Origin of the sequence: Nocardioides sp. Root1257 (assembly GCF_001425175.1) — a bacterium.
Lineage (GTDB): Bacteria > Actinomycetota > Actinomycetes > Propionibacteriales > Nocardioidaceae > Nocardioides.
In genome coordinates this window covers 43,976-58,570 of the sequence record NZ_LMDV01000012.1, presented here as the reverse complement: position 1 = coordinate 58,570, position 14,595 = coordinate 43,976, and the positions used below count along the sequence as shown (strand labels likewise).

13 protein-coding genes are annotated in these 14,595 nt (G+C 68.2%); 12 read left to right on the top strand and 1 reads right to left on the bottom strand.

From position 1 onward, the window contains the following. Nucleotides 1-22: 22 nt before the first annotated feature. The 5 genes from ASC77_RS21875 to ASC77_RS21855 all read left to right on the top strand — a co-directional run bounded on the left by ASC77_RS21875 (nucleotide 23) and on the right by ASC77_RS21855 (nucleotide 5,956). A complete protein-coding gene (locus ASC77_RS21875; RefSeq protein WP_056157962.1) occupies nucleotides 23-1,621 on the top strand; it encodes an FAD-dependent oxidoreductase in 1,599 nt (532 codons plus the stop codon). Between the two features lie 28 nt (nucleotides 1,622-1,649). Beyond that, nucleotides 1,650-2,252 carry a nuclear transport factor 2 family protein gene (locus tag ASC77_RS21870; protein WP_056157957.1) on the top strand — a complete coding sequence of 201 codons (603 nt, stop codon included), beginning with the start codon at nucleotides 1,650-1,652 and terminating at the stop codon, nucleotides 2,250-2,252. 266 nt (nucleotides 2,253-2,518) lie between these two features. Further along, complete coding sequence (locus tag ASC77_RS21865) at nucleotides 2,519-4,156, top strand: flavin-containing monooxygenase (RefSeq protein WP_056157954.1); 1,638 nt, start codon at nucleotides 2,519-2,521, stop codon at nucleotides 4,154-4,156. A gap of 57 nt (nucleotides 4,157-4,213) precedes the next feature. Then, the gene (locus tag ASC77_RS21860) at nucleotides 4,214-4,957 is read left to right on the top strand and encodes an SDR family NAD(P)-dependent oxidoreductase (protein WP_056157951.1); all 744 of its coding nucleotides are present in this window, start codon (nucleotides 4,214-4,216) and stop codon (nucleotides 4,955-4,957) included. Between the two features lie 39 nt (nucleotides 4,958-4,996). Continuing rightward, entirely contained in the window at nucleotides 4,997-5,956 is a 960-nt protein-coding gene (locus ASC77_RS21855; protein ID WP_200945098.1) for an SMP-30/gluconolactonase/LRE family protein, read from the top strand. Between the two features lie 76 nt (nucleotides 5,957-6,032). Here the strand turns inward: ASC77_RS21855 and ASC77_RS21850 are convergent, their stop codons facing one another. Next, the gene (locus ASC77_RS21850; RefSeq protein WP_162249848.1) at nucleotides 6,033-6,920 is read right to left on the bottom strand and encodes a LysR family transcriptional regulator; all 888 of its coding nucleotides are present in this window, start codon (nucleotides 6,918-6,920) and stop codon (nucleotides 6,033-6,035) included. Nucleotides 6,921-7,036: 116 nt separating this feature from the next. Between ASC77_RS21850 and ASC77_RS21845 the strand changes: the two genes are divergently transcribed. Genes ASC77_RS21845 through ASC77_RS21815 form a run of 7 tightly spaced genes read left to right on the top strand, consistent with a single transcriptional unit; the run spans nucleotide 7,037 to nucleotide 14,237 of the window. Continuing rightward, nucleotides 7,037-8,209 carry a CaiB/BaiF CoA transferase family protein gene (locus ASC77_RS21845; protein ID WP_056157943.1) on the top strand — a complete coding sequence of 391 codons (1,173 nt, stop codon included), beginning with the start codon at nucleotides 7,037-7,039 and terminating at the stop codon, nucleotides 8,207-8,209. Then, nucleotides 8,206-9,345, top strand: a complete 1,140-nt coding sequence (locus ASC77_RS21840; RefSeq protein ID WP_056157939.1) for an acyl-CoA dehydrogenase family protein — start codon at nucleotides 8,206-8,208, stop codon at nucleotides 9,343-9,345. The genes ASC77_RS21845 and ASC77_RS21840 overlap by 4 nt, the downstream gene beginning before the upstream one ends. Further along, on the top strand, nucleotides 9,342-10,391 hold the full coding sequence (locus tag ASC77_RS21835) for an enoyl-CoA hydratase/isomerase family protein (RefSeq protein ID WP_056157936.1): 1,050 nt from the start codon (nucleotides 9,342-9,344) through the stop codon (nucleotides 10,389-10,391). Before ASC77_RS21840 ends, ASC77_RS21835 begins: the two co-directional genes overlap by 4 nt. Beyond that, nucleotides 10,388-11,335: a 3-hydroxyisobutyrate dehydrogenase gene (mmsB, locus tag ASC77_RS21830; protein ID WP_056157934.1), complete on the top strand. Its 948-nt coding sequence runs from the start codon at nucleotides 10,388-10,390 to the stop codon at nucleotides 11,333-11,335. The genes ASC77_RS21835 and mmsB overlap by 4 nt, the downstream gene beginning before the upstream one ends. Then, nucleotides 11,332-12,108 (top strand): enoyl-CoA hydratase, encoded by a 777-nt coding sequence (locus tag ASC77_RS21825; RefSeq protein WP_056157931.1) that lies wholly within the window; start codon nucleotides 11,332-11,334, stop codon nucleotides 12,106-12,108. Before mmsB ends, ASC77_RS21825 begins: the two co-directional genes overlap by 4 nt. 27 nt (nucleotides 12,109-12,135) lie before the next feature. Beyond that, on the top strand, nucleotides 12,136-13,638 hold the full coding sequence (locus ASC77_RS21820) for an aldehyde dehydrogenase family protein (RefSeq protein WP_056157927.1): 1,503 nt from the start codon (nucleotides 12,136-12,138) through the stop codon (nucleotides 13,636-13,638). 8 nt (nucleotides 13,639-13,646) lie between these two features. Beyond that, nucleotides 13,647-14,237, top strand: coding sequence for an adenylate kinase (locus ASC77_RS21815; protein ID WP_056157924.1), 591 nt, complete (start codon nucleotides 13,647-13,649; stop codon nucleotides 14,235-14,237). Nucleotides 14,238-14,595: the final 358 nt, after the last annotated feature.

Genomic DNA, 14,595 nt, shown 5'->3' with positions numbered 1-14,595 from the left:
GAGCGCGGCGAGGGAGCGCGTCATGACCTTCGTGATCACCCCAGGATGCTGCAGCGACGCGTCCTGCGTCTCGGTGTGTCCGGTGCAGTGCATCCGACCGCGCCCGGGTGATCCTGACTTCCTCACCGTCGAACAGCTCTACATCGACCCGGCCACCTGCATCGACTGCCAGGCGTGCATGGACGAGTGCCCCATCGACGCTGTGCACGCCGACTACGACATGCCCGAGGAGTTCGGTGACCTGCTCGCGATCAACGCGGACTACTTCCGCGACAACCCGATCGTGGAGTCCGGTCCTCCGCCGCACGCGCGTGTGCGGTTGCCTGAGTCACGTCCGGAGTTGCGGGTCGCGGTCGTCGGCACCGGCCCGGCGGCCTGCTACGCCGTGGAGCAACTGGCTGCGGTGAAGGGCGTGCGCGTGTCGGTGCTCGAGAGGTTGCCTGCGCCGTTCGGGCTGGTGCGTGCCGGCGTCGCGCCCGACCACGTGAAGACCAAGCAGATCACCACCAGGTTCCAGCGAGCGCTCGGCCACGCGTCGGTCGACTGTCACTTCAATGTCACCGTCGGTGAGGACGTCAGCGTGGCGGACCTCCTCGAACACCATCACGCAGTCCTGTGGGCTGCCGGTGCGAGCGGCGACCGTCGGCTCGGCGTGCCGGGGGAGGAGCTGCCGGGCTCACACTCCGCGCGGGAGTTCGTGGCTTGGTACAACGGCCACCCGGACCACGCCGAGGACGTGCACGACCTCTCCGGTGAGCGCGTCGTGCTGATCGGCAACGGCAACGTCGCGCTCGACGTGGCCCGGACCCTGGTCAACCCTGAGTCGGTCAGGCATGCATCGGACATCGCCGAGGCCGCGCGCGGAGCGTTCGACGACGCCGCGGTCTCGGAGGTCTGGATCGTGGCCCGAAGGGGTCCTCGGTACGCCGCCTACACGACGGGAGAGCTCGAGGCGCTGGACCGGATCCCGGATGTCGACCTCGTCGCCGATCCCGCCGAGGTGGCTGACCTCGACGGCGTCAACGACCGCTGCCGGCGGATCCTCGAGGCTGCGGCCGGGCAGCCAGCTGTCGCAGGGCGGCGAAGAATCGTCCTGCGTTTCGGTCTGACGCCCCTGTCGATCCAGGGCGCGGACCGCGTGGAGGCCGTGACCTTCGGCCGTCCCGACGGCGAGGAGGAACGGGTCGCAACGCATCTCGTGCTCCGCGCCGTTGGCTACCGCGGTACCGCACCGCCGGGCCTGCCGTTCGACGAGGCGAGCGGACGGATCCCCAACCTCATGGGACGGGTTGCCGACACGGAGAGCGAGAGGGTGCTTCCCGGGCTCTACTGCTCGGGGTGGAGCAAACGCGGCGCTACGGGCGTGATAGGCACCAACAGGGTCGACTCCGAGGAGACGGTCGCCGGGCTGCTCCACGACTTCGCCAGCGGGGAGCTCGTCGACCCGACGGCCCCGCCGGAGGACTTCGCGGACCTGGTCCGGCGACGTCAACCAAGCGTCGTCGACTACGCCGGCTGGTGCCGGATCGACGCTGCCGAACGTGACCGCGGTCGCGAGGTCAACCGGCCGCGCGTGAAGTTCGTGAGCGTCGACCAGATGCTCGCAGCGAGCCGCATGTGAGCAACCACCCGAGGAGAGGTCGAGCACGATGACGAGCAACGGCAATCAGGGCGCCATCGACGAACTGTTGGACCGGCAGGCGATCCATGACTGCCTGATGCGCTATAGCCGCGGCGTCGACCGCCTCGATCGCGCACTACTGCTGTCGGTGTACCACCCCGACGCTATCGACGACCACGGCATGTTTGTCGGAGGGCCGGAGGAGTTCGCTGACTGGGTCATCCCCATGCACACCTCGATGCACCTGAGTCAGCAGCATGTCCTCATGAACCACTCGTGCGAGCTCGACGGATCGACCGCCCACACGGAGACCTACTACATGTTTGTCGGCATGAACCGGCAGGGCCCTCCCGTGTCGGTCAGCGGCGGGCGCTACGTCGATCGCTTCGAGAAGAGAGACGGCCGATGGGCGATCGCGCACCGGATCTGCGTCCGGGACTGGATCCTCACGGATGAGCCTGTTGATCCGGACGACCCGGCCGCCTACACCGCGGTCAAGGGCGGGCTCCCGCCCGAGCTCGCCGCTCTGATGGCGTCGGCAACACCGTCGGCGCGCAACCGCACCGATGCGTCGTACGCGCGCCCACTTGCTGTCAGCCGGCAGCGCCTCGCGGCCTCGGGTCGGGGCTGAGGACGGAGCTGCAGGAGTCCATACCCACGCTGCACGCCGCATCCGACGTCGTGGGTGTCGCTGCCGGGCCGCCCGCCATCATGACGGCCGGCTGGGTGCTGCACGACGTGCAGATCGCACGTCGTTGACGCCTGCGGGGGCCGTGTCGCGTGGGATGTGCGATCGCGCAAGCCAGTCGGTTGACGGGCTTGTGAGAGCGTGCGAGAGTAGAAAAAACAATCGTTCGTAAGGAAACCGGGCGGCGGGCCGCCGAGAGGAAGACCGAGATGACGACAGAACCCGACTTCGACGCCGTGGTGATCGGTGCAGGGATCAGCGGCCTCTACCAGGCGTACCGCCTGCGCGAGATGGGCTACCGGGTCCTCGGTGTCGAGGGGTCTGACGACCTAGGTGGCGTCTGGCACCACAACCGCTACCCGGGCTGCCGCATCGACTCCGAGAGCGAGGTCTACGGCTACTTCTGGAATGACGAGCTCATGCAGGAGTGGAACTGGTCCGAGCGCTTCGCCGCTCAGCCCGAGGTGCTGCGCTACATCCACCGGGCCGCCGAGATCATGGACATCCGCAAGGACTTCATCTTCAACGCCAAGGTCGACAAGGCGGTGTGGGACGAGGAGAACAGCCTCTACACGCTTGGGTTCCAGCAGCCCTACCGGGCGCCGGTCACGGCGCGCTTCGTGTTCTCGGCGCTCGGGCCGCTGTCGACCCCCCAGATGCCGAACCTGCCGGGGATCAACACCTTCAAGGGCGAGAGCTACCACACCGCGAACTGGCCGCGGGAAGCTGATGGCTTCGGCCCTGCGGGTCTGGATCTGGCCGGCAAGCGGATCGGCGTCATCGGCGTTGGTTCTACGGGCGTGCAGACCATCCAGGAGATGGCCAAGATCGCCGGCCACCTGACGGTCTTTCTCCGTGACCCCAACTGGTGCACCCCGCTGGGCAACGGCCCCATGGAGCCCGAACGGATGGACTACATCAAGGCGAACTACCACGAGTTCACCGCCAAGTGCGATGCGTCGCTCGCAGGCTTCCCGCACGAGTTCATCCAGAAGAACCTGTTCGAGGTGCCGAAGGAGGAGCGGGACGCGACCCTCGAGGAGCTCTACAAGGGGCCGGGTTTCTCGCTCTGGCTGGGTGCCTACCAGGACGTCCTGTCGGACCCGGAGGCGAACAAGTACGTCTCCGACTTCGTGGCGAACAAGATCCGTCAACGAGTCAAGGACCCGCGCACCGCCGAGATGCTCATCCCCAAGGACCACGGCTTCGGGATGAAGCGGGTACCGCTCGAGACCAACTACTACGAGGTCTACAACCAGGAGAACGTCGAGATCGTCGATCTCCACTCGACCTCGATCACCCGGGTCACCCCCGAGGGCATCGAGACTCCCGAGGGCCTGCACGAGCTCGACGTCATCATCTACGCGACTGGCTTCGACGCGGTCAAGGGGTCGTGGAACCGCATCGACATCCGGGGCGTCGGGGGCGTGGCTCTCAAGGACGAGTGGGAGAAGGGTGTCACGACCTACATGGGCATGCAGTGCCCCGGGTTCCCGAACTTCTTCATGCTGGTCGGCCCGCAGAGCGGAGCCACGTTCTGCAACATCCCGCGGTGCTCGGCGCTCGCCATCGACTGGCTCAGCGACATGATGATCAGCGCGAAGGAGGCCGGGGTTCGGCGCATCGAGTCCGAGCAGGAGGCCGCCGATAGCTTCACGCTCTACGCGGCAAAGCTGCAGGGCAAGCTGCTGCTGGGGCAGACCAACTCGTGGTTCACCGGCGTCAACCAGAACATCCCAGGTCGCGACAAGCGCGAGGTCCTGCTGTTCGTCGGCGGCAACCCGCGCTTCCGCGCGTACTGCGAAGACGTCAAGGAGCACGACTACAAGGGCTACGTGATGGCGTGACCGATCGGCTGGCGCGTCGGACGGCGACAAGGCAACACCAATGAAGGAGTACGGGGAATGACTCGACTGTCCGGCAAGACGGCACTGGTGACCGGTGGCGGTGGCGGCCTCGGTGCCGCAATCTCGACCGCTCTGGCCGCCGAGGGGGCGCACGTCCTGGTGGTGGATCGCCTCGTCGATTCCGCCGAGGGGGTCGTCAAGGCGATCACCGACGCCGGTGGCTCGGCCGAACCACATGAGCTAGACATTGCTGATCGTGACGCCGTCCTGGCTTTCGGCGCCCGCGTGCTCGAGCGGCACGAGCGAGTGGACGTCCTGGTCAACAACGCGGGGGTGTCGCCGCGCATCCGAGAGGCCGATACCGATGTCGCCGAGAAGTGGGATCATGTGCTCGACATCAACCTCACCGGGCAGTACGACGTCACCGTGTCCCTCCTGCCGGGCCTGCGGCACCAGGGTGCGAGTGTCATCTTCCTGTCATCCATCGCCGGCTTCTCAGCCCCTAGGTCCAGCGCCGCCTACGGCGCCACCAAAGCGGGCGTCCGATCCTTGGTCCAGTACTTCTCCCGCACGCTCGGCCCGACCGGCGGTCGCTGCAACGGACTCGCGCCTGGGCGCATGAAGAGCGGGCTGATGACGGTCGAAGGTGAGGGCAACGCAAAGTTCCTCCAGCGAGTGCCACTCGGACGCGTGGGAGAGACCAACGAGATCGCGGGTCCCGCGGTTTTCCTGGCCTCCGACATGTCTTCCTACGTCACCGGCGTGACCATCCCCGTCGACGGCGGCTACCTCGCCCTCTGAGCTGCAGCAGATGGTCGCGACCAGGAGGATTACATGGGCTTGACCACGATCGAGCCGTACGAGCCGGCGGATCTGGCACAGATCGGTTCCGGCCTGAACCGTCCGGAGTGTGTCCTCGCGGCACCGGACGGATCGCTCTACACCGGTGACTGGACGTTGGGGATCGCGCGTACCGCCCCAGACGGCACCACCGGTCCGGCGGTTGAGGCGGACCTCGTGGGGCAGGGGTTCCGGCCCAACGGCATCGCGCTGACCGCGGGCGGTGAGTTCCTGTTCGCCAACATGGGACGGGCAGGGGGCGTCTGGAAGGTCGGACCGCGAGGCGACGCCTCCGCGTTCGCCACCGAGCTCGCCGGCCAGCCGATGGGACGCACGAACTTCGTGCTGGTCGACGGCGACCGTGTCTGGATCACGATCAGCTCCCGCGCACGCCATCACGAGCACTTCACGGCGGACGAAGACTCCGGGCAGATCCTGCTCGTCCGTGACGGCCAGGTCACCTTGGCTGCTGACGGGCTCAACTGGACCAACGAGGTGCGGGTTTCGCCGGACGGTGCGCACCTGTTCGTCAATGAGACCTTTGCGTGCCGCACCACGCGCTACGACGTGTCGGCGGACGGCTCCCTGAGCAGTCCGGTCCAGCTCAACTATCCCGGCGACACTTACCCCGACGGGATGGCGTTCGACGCAGAAGGCGCCCTGTGGGTCGTCTGCGTCATCTCCAACCGACTGATCCGGGTCGCCCCGGACCTGAGCTGGAAGGTCCTCTTCGAGGACGTCGACCGCGACGAGCTCGCCCACATCGCGTCCACCCACGCGGCAGGCGACCTCACGTGGGAGCACATCTCGCAGAGCCGCGGGTCGCGCGTGGCGAACCTGGCGAGCGTCGCTTTCGGCGGTCCGGACCTGAAGACGCTCTACCTGGGTGGTCTGGGCGTCTCTCAGGTGCAGGCACTGCAGTCGCCGGTGGCCGGCGCGCCGATGGCGCACTGGCGTTAGGACCGGTCGGGTGAGGGCGATGACTGCCGGGAGACACGCCGGGGGCCGACGCGACTGGTGCCGAGCGAGCTCGGTGTCACCACCTCAGCCGGGCGGCACCGTGACTGATCGCATCGGCCACGGCGGTGACCTCGGGCCGTCGAAGGTTCGCTGGTCGGCTCGTCATCCAGTAGGTCAGCTCGACACCCACCTCGTGCGGGAGCACGGCGACGAGGTCGGAATGCGGCTCGGCGAGGTAGGAGGGCAGCAGGCCGACTCCCGCCCCTGCCCTGACCAGCGCAACCTGCGCGAGGACGCTCGTGGCACCGATGAGCCGCCGTCGCTGCGGGAAGAACTGGTCGATCAGGTCCAGGTCTGCCACTTGGAGCATGGACTCGACATAGAAGACGGGACAGTGGTCGCGCAGGTCGGCGCGCGCGCGGATCGGCGGCCGCGCGTCGACGTAGGAACGCGCCGCGAAGAGGGCGAGCCGGTACGAGGCGAGCTCGCGAACCTCCAGCCTTCGTGATCGCGGACGCGTGACGCCGATGTCGAGGTCGTTGCTCGGGCCGTGCTGCGGCAGCGGGCGCGTTGCGGAGATCACCTCGCACGAGAGCTCGGGGTGCTGCCCCGCGAGGGCCGCGACTGCGCTGGTCACGACCTGCACCACGAACGCTTCGGGTGCGCTGAGGCGTACGACGCCACGCAGACGTGCCGTGGAGCGCTGGTCGGCGCTGCCCGCCAACTCGTCGAGGGTTGCCTCGATGGAGCTACCGGCGTCGCTTGCGCTCCGTCCGAGTGGAGTGAGGTCCCAGCCGCCTGGCGACTCAACCAGGAGTCGTCCTCCCAGAGCGGTGGAGAGCGCTTGAAGGCGTCGCGCGACGGTGGTGTGGTCGAGGCCGAGCTCGCGAGCAGCAGCGCTGAAGGTCCGGTGGCGTGCCACCGTCGTCAGGACGACCAGGTCGTCACTTCGCACTCGACTCATCTGTGCATTTTCGCACATCCGGCTCGCACATGTGTGTCTTGCCGGTGCTGCTGTGCACTGCGAAACTTTCGACGAACCGAAGTAGTAGGACGTCCTAGTAAATTCAGGAGGGCCGCATGAACGACGATGGTGGGCCGCTCGACGGTGTGCTCGTCGTTGACCTGAGCCGTGCGCTCGCCGGCCCTCAAGCAACGATGATGCTGGCCGACCTCGGTGCACGGGTGATCAAGGTCGAGAGCTCTGCCGGGGACGACAGCCGTCACTGGGGCCCGCCCTTCGTGGGGGAGGACCGGACCTCGACGTACTTCTTGTCGTGCAATCGAAACAAGGAGTCGGTGACGGCAGACCTGAAGTCGGACGAGGGTCGTCGCCTCCTCGAGGCCCTGGTACGGCGAGCCGATGTCCTGGTTGAGAACTTCCGACCCGGCGTCCTGGATCGCCTGGGATTCCCAGTAGACACACTGCAGGAGCTCAATCCTCGATTGATCGTCTGCTCGCTGACTGGCTTCGGCCACGATGGCCCGGAAGGCCAGCGGCCCGGGTACGACCAGATCGCTCAGGGCGAGGCCGGCCTGATGAGCCTGACGGGCGAGGACGGTCATCCGACCAAGGTCGGCGTGCCCATCGGCGACCTGCTCGCCGGGATGAACGCGGCGTACGGCGTCGTCTCCGCGCTCTACGAGCGCGAGCGCACGGGTCGCGGCCGGGTCGTGCGTACCAGCCTGCTGGCAAGCATCGTCGGCATCCACGCCTTCCAGGGCACTCGCTACACCGTCGGCGCGGTCGTGCCCCGAGGTGAGGGCAACCATCACCCGTCAATCTCCCCGTACGGCCTGTTCGAGACCGCAGACGCGCCGGTGCAGATCGCCTGCGGCAACGACGACCTGTGGCGTCGACTGTGCGACGTCACGGGGTTGAAGGCTGACGCTCGCTCCTATGCGACCAATGCGGACCGTGTTGCCGATCGCGACCAACTGACCGCGGAGCTCGAGACGGTCTTGCGGACCGCGAGCGCCGAGCACTGGTTGAAGCTGCTTGCCGACGCAGGCGTGCCCGCCGGACGAGTGCGAACTCTCGACGAGGTCTACGCCTGGGACCAGACGAGGTCACAGGGCCTTGTGGTGGAAGTCGACCATCCCAGACTCGGTCCGCTCGAGCTCCCCGGCCCGGTGCTGCGATTCGACGACCGGCCCTACGCCGGGGGCCGCCCCAGTCACACCCACCCGCCGTTGCTGGGCGAGCACGACGAGAGCGTGCGCGCCTGGCTCGATATATCGGAGACATCATGAATCTCGACGACGAGGATCTCGCCGCCATGACGGACGCGGTCCGCAAGTTCGCCGAGAGCGAGCTGGCCCCGCACGCCCAGGAGCGAGACGAGAAGAAGCTGTTCCCGACCGATGTACTCGTGCGCGCCGGTGAGCTCGGGCTGGGTGGGCTCTACGTCGGAGAGGAGTACGGCACCGGGCTGTCCCGCCGCGACTCAACCCGCCTGCTCACCGAGCTGGCGCGCGGGGACGTCGCCATCGCGGCGTACGTGAGCATCCACAACATGGTGGCCTGGATGGTCGATACGTTCGCGGCTGACGACGTCCGGGCGGAGTGGCTCCCAGGCCTTGCGGCCATGGAGCACCTCGCGAGCTACTGCCTGACCGAGCCGGACGCCGGCTCCGACGCTGCGGCTCTGCGCACGACCGCGCGTCGCGACGGTGACGAGTACGTGCTGACCGGGGTGAAGCAGTTCATCTCGGGGGCGGGCAACTCGCACGCCTACCTGGTCATGGCCCGGACCGGCGACGCGGGGGCGCGAGGCATCTCGGCCTTCCTGTTGCCGGGCGACAGCTCCGGGCTGAGCTTCGGCGCCAACGAGCGCAAGATGGGCTGGAACGCCCAGCCGACGCGTCAGGTGATCATGGACGGGGTCCGCATCCCGGCGCGTTATCTCCTCGGCGGCGAGGGCGACGGGTTCGGCATCGCGATGCGCGGCCTCAACGGAGGCCGGCTCAACATCGCGGCCTGCTCGCTGGGTGGCGCCTCGTGGGCGGTCGACCGGGCGGCCACGCACCTGCGCGAGCGGGTCGCCTTCGGCCGGCCCCTGAGCGCTCAGCAGGCACTGCAGTTCCGGCTCGCCGACATGGAGACCAGCCTTGAGGCGTCCCGCTGTCTGCTCGAGCGCGCAGCAACGGCCCTCGACGAGGGCGCGCCCGACGCGGTCAAGCTCTGCGCGATGGCCAAGCAGTTCGTCACCGACCACTGCTTCGACGCTGCGAACGCCGCCCTTCAGCTGCACGGCGGCTACGGCTACCTGGCCGAGTACGGCGTCGAGCGCGTCGTCCGGGACCTGCGGGTCCACCAGATCCTGGAGGGGACAAACGAGATCATGCGACTCATCATCAGCCGCGCCGTCCTGGAGGGTGCGGCATGAGCGACAACGCTGGCACCGACGACCGTCCGGTGCTCGTCGAGCAGCGCGGCCGCCTCGGCGTGCTCACCCTCAACCGGCCACGGGCGATCAACGCGCTCACCCACGAGATGGTCGGCATCTTGGACCATGCGCTCCGACAGTGGGCGGGCGACGACACGGTCGAGACCGTCCTGCTCCGGGGTGCCGGGGACCGCGGGCTGTGCGCGGGCGGCGACATCGTCTCCATCCACCGCGACGCCGTCACCGGGGGCCGCGGGTCCGAGGACTTCTGGCGCGACGAGTACGCGCTCAACTCCCTCATCTCCGGGTACCCCAAGCCCTACGTCGCACTGATGGACGGCATCGTGTTGGGAGGTGGGGTCGGCGTCTCGGCGCACGCCTCGCACCGGATCGTCACCGAGCGCACGCGGATCGGGATGCCCGAGACGGGCATCGGCTTCGTACCGGATGTCGGGGGCACCTGGCTGCTCTCGCACGCCCCGGGGGAGCTCGGCACGTACGTTGCCCTCACTGCCGGTCACGTCGATGCGGGCGACGCGCTGGCCCTTGGCCTGGCCGACCACCACGTTCTCGCCGCAGACCTGCCTCGCCTGGTCGAGCTCCTGACGGACCGACCCGTGGACGCCGCGCTCGGGCACGTCGTCCAGCCGGTGCCGCAATCCCGGCTGTCGGAGATCCGCGCGTGGGTCGACGCGTCGTTCGCTTCTGACGACCTATCCGCGATCCTCGACCGCCTGGCCGCCAGCGATGACCCGGCCGCCGAGCCGGCCCGTGAGGCGCTGGCACGGAACTCGCCGACCTCCTTGGCCGTGACGCTGCGCGCTCTTCGCACCGCACGGGGGATGAGCGGGCTGGACGAGGTGCTCGACCAGGAGTACCGCATCGCAGTGCGGATGCTCCGCGGCCACGACTTCCCTGAGGGCATCCGGGCCCAGGTCATCGACAAGGACCGCAATCCGCGCTGGGAGCCGGCGACCGTCGCCGGCCTCGACCCGGCCGCTATCGACGCCTACTTCGCACCACTCTTTCAGGAGGAATCGGCATGACCACCACCACGCCCACGAAGGTCGCCTTCATCGGACTCGGCAACATGGGCGGCCCGATGGCCGCCAACTTGGTCAAGGCCGGGTACGCCGTCGCCGGCTTCGATCCCTCCCCGGCAGCCGTGGACCTCGCCCGTGAGCACGGCATCGCGCTGGCGGGATCTGCCGCCGACGCAGCCGCCGATGCGGACGTCGTCTTCACGATGCTGCCCACCGGGAGCCACGTGCTCGACGTCTACCTGGGACGTCGCGGCAACGCTCCGCTTCTCGGGGCCGCGCCCGCGAGGGCACTGCTCGTCGACTGCTCCACGATTGCCGTCCAGGACGCCCGCGAAGCTGCTCAGGCGGCGCTCGCTGCCGGCTATCGCGCGGTCGACGCCCCGGTCTCCGGTGGCGTCGTTGGCGCCGCAGCCGGGACGCTGACGTTCATGGTCGGCGCGACTGACGCCGACCTCGACGAGGTTCGTGTGCTCCTTGAACCCATGGCTGGCCGGGTTGTGCACTGCGGTGAGAATGGTGCGGGGCAGGCCGCGAAGATCTGCAACAACATGATCCTCGGGATCTCGATGATCGCCGTGTCCGAGGCCTTCGTGCTCGGCGAGAGGCTCGGCCTCACCCACCAGGCGCTGTTCGACGTCGCCTCCACCGCCTCGGGTCAGTGCTGGGCATTGACGACCAACTGCCCGGTCCCGGGCCCGGTCCCGACCAGCCCGGCCAACCGCGACTACGCCCCGGGCTTTGCCTCTCCGCTCATGGCGAAGGACCTCGCCCTTGCGATGAAGGCGGCGGACACGACGCTGACCGACGCCCGCCTGGGTCAGCTGGCTACCGACATCTACCGCCAGTTCGCCGACGGTGACGGCCGCGGCCTCGACTTCTCGGCGATCGTCGCGACGATCCGCGAGGAGCCCGTCGAGGCGCTTCACAAGGAGGAGGTGACGGCGTGAGGGCGTACGAGAACATCCGCGTCGAGCAACGCGGCCGCGTCGGCATCATCACTCTGGACCGCCCCAAGGCGCTCAACGCGCTCAACGTCGCGCTCGGCGCGGAGGTCGTCGATGCCGCCGCGGCCATGGATGCGGATCCCGGCATCGGGGCCATCGTGCTGACCGGCTCCGAGAAGGCCTTTGCCGCAGGCGCCGACATCAAGGAGATGGCGACCCGCGGCTACGCCGACATGGTCCGCGAGGACTTCTTCGCCGGCTGGGACCGCTTCGCCGCCGTGCGTACGCCGACCATCGCCGCGGTGTCCGGCTACGCCCTCGGGGGTGGCTGTGAGGTCGCGATGATGTGCGACCTCCTCATCGCGGCCGAGAGCGCTAGGTTCGGTCAGCCCGAGATCACGTTGGGCACGATGCCGGGCATCGGCGGCACGCAGCGATTGACGCGGGCGGTCGGCAAGGCCAAGGCGATGGATCTGATCCTCACGGGGCGGATGATGGACGCCGAGGAGGCCGAGCGGTCCGGACTGGTCTCTCGGGTTGTTCCCACCGAGTCGCTGTTCGAGGAGACCTTCGCGATCGCCGAGAAGATCGCGTCCATGTCGCTGCCCGCGACGTACGCCGCCAAGGAAGCCGTGGCCCACGCCCACGAGTCAACTCTGGCCTCGGGCATCCGGTTCGAACGACGCACATTCCACGCCACGTTTGCTCTGGCCGACCGCGCCGAGGGCATGGCCGCCTTCTCTGAGAAGCGGCCGCCGCGCTTCACCCACGCCTGATCCGAGACCGTAGAGCAGGAGACCGACATGAAGTACCAGACCATTCTCGAACTCGGCGGTGCCGACGTCCCCGATTGGCCGATGTACATCGGCGGCACCTGGGTGCCTTCGGAATCGGGCGAGTGGCGCGAGGCCGTGTGTCCGTCGCGTGCCGATACCGTGCTCGCCCGCGTGCCCGCCAGCACGGCGTCGGACGTCGACCGCGCGGTGGAGGCGGCCCGGGCGGCCCAGCCGGCGTGGGCAGCGCTCCACTTCACAGCGCGCCAGCGAGCACTCAACACGATCGCGGACGCCCTGGAGGCTGAGGCCGAGGCGCTGGCCGTGCTGACCGCCCAGGACACCGGCAACGCGCTGCGTACCCAGGCTCGGCCGGAGTCGACGACGCTCGTCGCCCTGTTCCGCTACTTCGCCGGGGTTGCGGGCGAGTTCAAGGGCACCGTCCTCCCCGCGGGCGACGACCAGCTCCAGTACACGCGGATCGAGCCGCTCGGCGTGGTCGGCGCGATCCTGCCGTGGAACTCACCTCTCATGATCGCGGCGATGAAGATCCCGGCCGCTCTGGTCGCCGGCAACGCCGTCGTTGTGAAGCCAGCTGAGGACGCCCCGCTCACGATCCTCCGGCTCGCCGAGATCGCCGGGGAGCACCTGCCTCCCGGCGTGCTCAACGTCGTCACTGGCACGGGCAGCGTCGTCGGCGAGGCCATCGTGCAGCACCGTGGGATCGACAAGGTCTCCTTCACCGGCTCCTCCTCGGTCGGTCGTCACGTGGCTACCGCCGCCGGCGAGCGTCTCGCGCACATCTCCCTCGAGCTCGGCGGCAAGAGTCCCAACATCGTCTTCCCCTCGGCGGCGAGCCCCGAGCGGATCGAGGCGACCGCGGCCGGTTCTCTCCTCGCCATGCGGTTCACCCGGCAAGGGCAGTCCTGCACGGCAGGCTCCCGGCTGTTCGTGCACGAGGACGTGTACGAGGAGTTCCTCGAAGTGCTGGTGCGTCACGTCCGTGCGCTGAAGGTCGGAGACCCGCTCGACGAGGACACCGACATGGGCACGATCATCAGCGCCAAGCAGCACGAAGCGGTGTGCGCCTACGTCGAGGACGGCAAGCAACAACCCGGCGTGCGGGTGGCGCTGGACGGCTCGAAGTACGTCCCGGAGGGCCTCCAGGGCTACTACCAGGGCCCCACGATCCTCGCCGGCGTCAGCAATGGCTGGCGCGTCGCGCAGGAGGAGATCTTCGGTCCCGTGTTGGTGGTCATCCCGTGGCGGGACGTCGACGAGGTCGTCGAGATGGCCAACGACTCCCACTACGGCCTCGCGGCGTACGTGTGGTCCGCCGAGATCGACGAAGCCGTCCGCACGGCACACCGCATCGAGTCCGGATGGGTTCAGGTCAACCAGGGTGGAGGCCAGGTCGTCGGCCAGTCGTACGGCGGCTACAAGGACTCCGGCATCGGACGCGAGTTCTCCATCGAGGGCGCGATCGCCGGCTTCACCCAGACCAAGCAGGTCAACGTGAAGCTTGGGGTCTGAGGCTAGACATGAGGCTGATCATGATGGGCCCTCCTGGCGCAGGCAAGGGAACACAAGCCAAGCGAGTCGCTCAACACTTCAAGATCCCTGCGATCTCTACCGGAGACATCTTCCGGGCGCACGTGTCGAGAGAGACTGACCTCGGGAAAGAAGCCAAGGGTTACCTGGAGGTGGGGGAGTATGTGCCTGACGAGGTCACGAACCTCATGCTGCGCGACCGACTCGACGAGGAGGACGCCGTGCCCGGGTTCGTCCTGGATGGCTACCCGCGCACGATTGCTCAGGTCGCTGAGCTCGACGGAATGCTCCACTACGCCGGGTACCAGGTCGACCGGGTCATCTGCCTGTCGGTCGAACACGACCAGCTCATCGCCCGGCTCCTCGATCGGTCCCAGCTAGAAGGCCGAAGCGACGACACCGAACCGGTCATTCGGCGCCGCCAGGAGATCTTTCTCGAGCAGACTGCGGGGCTGGTCTCCGTCTACCGTGACCGGGGTCTTCTCGCCGAGATCGACGGGTCCGGCGACGTCAGTCAGGTGACCGAACGCGTTCTGTCCTCGCTTCAGGTCGGACCGCTAACGGGAGCCGGCCACGGCTAGAGAATGGACGAACTTCCGCCGGCGAGGGAAACGCGGGAACCCGGTCAACGAATCGGTGCCGGCCGGCCCGGCGGCAAGATCTCCGCAGCTGGCGGCTTCAAGGTTCAGTCGCGAGCTGTCCGCTCGATCAGGATCGGCCACGGTGACGTGTCGCCGGTCGAGCTCCTGGATGCAGGGTTGAAGCTCGTGGTCAGGTCCTCGACGTACAGAGCATGGGCGCCTACGGCATCGCTAGCTGGACCCCGCTGCCTCGACAAGTCGAGGCGATCCGTGGGTGACCCTCACACAGTCGACGCACGCCTCTGTCGTGCCTGCGCCAAAGGGCAGATGCCAGAAGGCGCGCCAGTCGACGAGCTGG

Excerpts from the sequence above, each read along its gene's own strand:
- ASC77_RS21875 (WP_056157962.1), top strand. The coding sequence starts at position 23 with ATGACCTTCGTGATCACCCCAGGATGCTGCAGCGACGCGTCCTGCGTC.
- ASC77_RS21870 (WP_056157957.1), top strand. The coding sequence starts at position 1,650 with ATGACGAGCAACGGCAATCAGGGCGCCATCGACGAACTGTTGGACCGG.
- ASC77_RS21865 (WP_056157954.1), top strand. The coding sequence starts at position 2,519 with ATGACGACAGAACCCGACTTCGACGCCGTGGTGATCGGTGCAGGGATC.
- ASC77_RS21860 (WP_056157951.1), top strand. The coding sequence starts at position 4,214 with ATGACTCGACTGTCCGGCAAGACGGCACTGGTGACCGGTGGCGGTGGC.
- ASC77_RS21850 (WP_162249848.1), bottom strand. The coding sequence starts at position 6,920 with ATGAGTCGAGTGCGAAGTGACGACCTGGTCGTCCTGACGACGGTGGCA.
- ASC77_RS21845 (WP_056157943.1), top strand. The coding sequence starts at position 7,037 with ATGAACGACGATGGTGGGCCGCTCGACGGTGTGCTCGTCGTTGACCTG.
- ASC77_RS21840 (WP_056157939.1), top strand. The coding sequence starts at position 8,206 with ATGAATCTCGACGACGAGGATCTCGCCGCCATGACGGACGCGGTCCGC.
- ASC77_RS21835 (WP_056157936.1), top strand. The coding sequence starts at position 9,342 with ATGAGCGACAACGCTGGCACCGACGACCGTCCGGTGCTCGTCGAGCAG.
- mmsB (WP_056157934.1), top strand. The coding sequence starts at position 10,388 with ATGACCACCACCACGCCCACGAAGGTCGCCTTCATCGGACTCGGCAAC.
- ASC77_RS21820 (WP_056157927.1), top strand. The coding sequence starts at position 12,136 with ATGAAGTACCAGACCATTCTCGAACTCGGCGGTGCCGACGTCCCCGAT.
- ASC77_RS21815 (WP_056157924.1), top strand. The coding sequence starts at position 13,647 with ATGAGGCTGATCATGATGGGCCCTCCTGGCGCAGGCAAGGGAACACAA.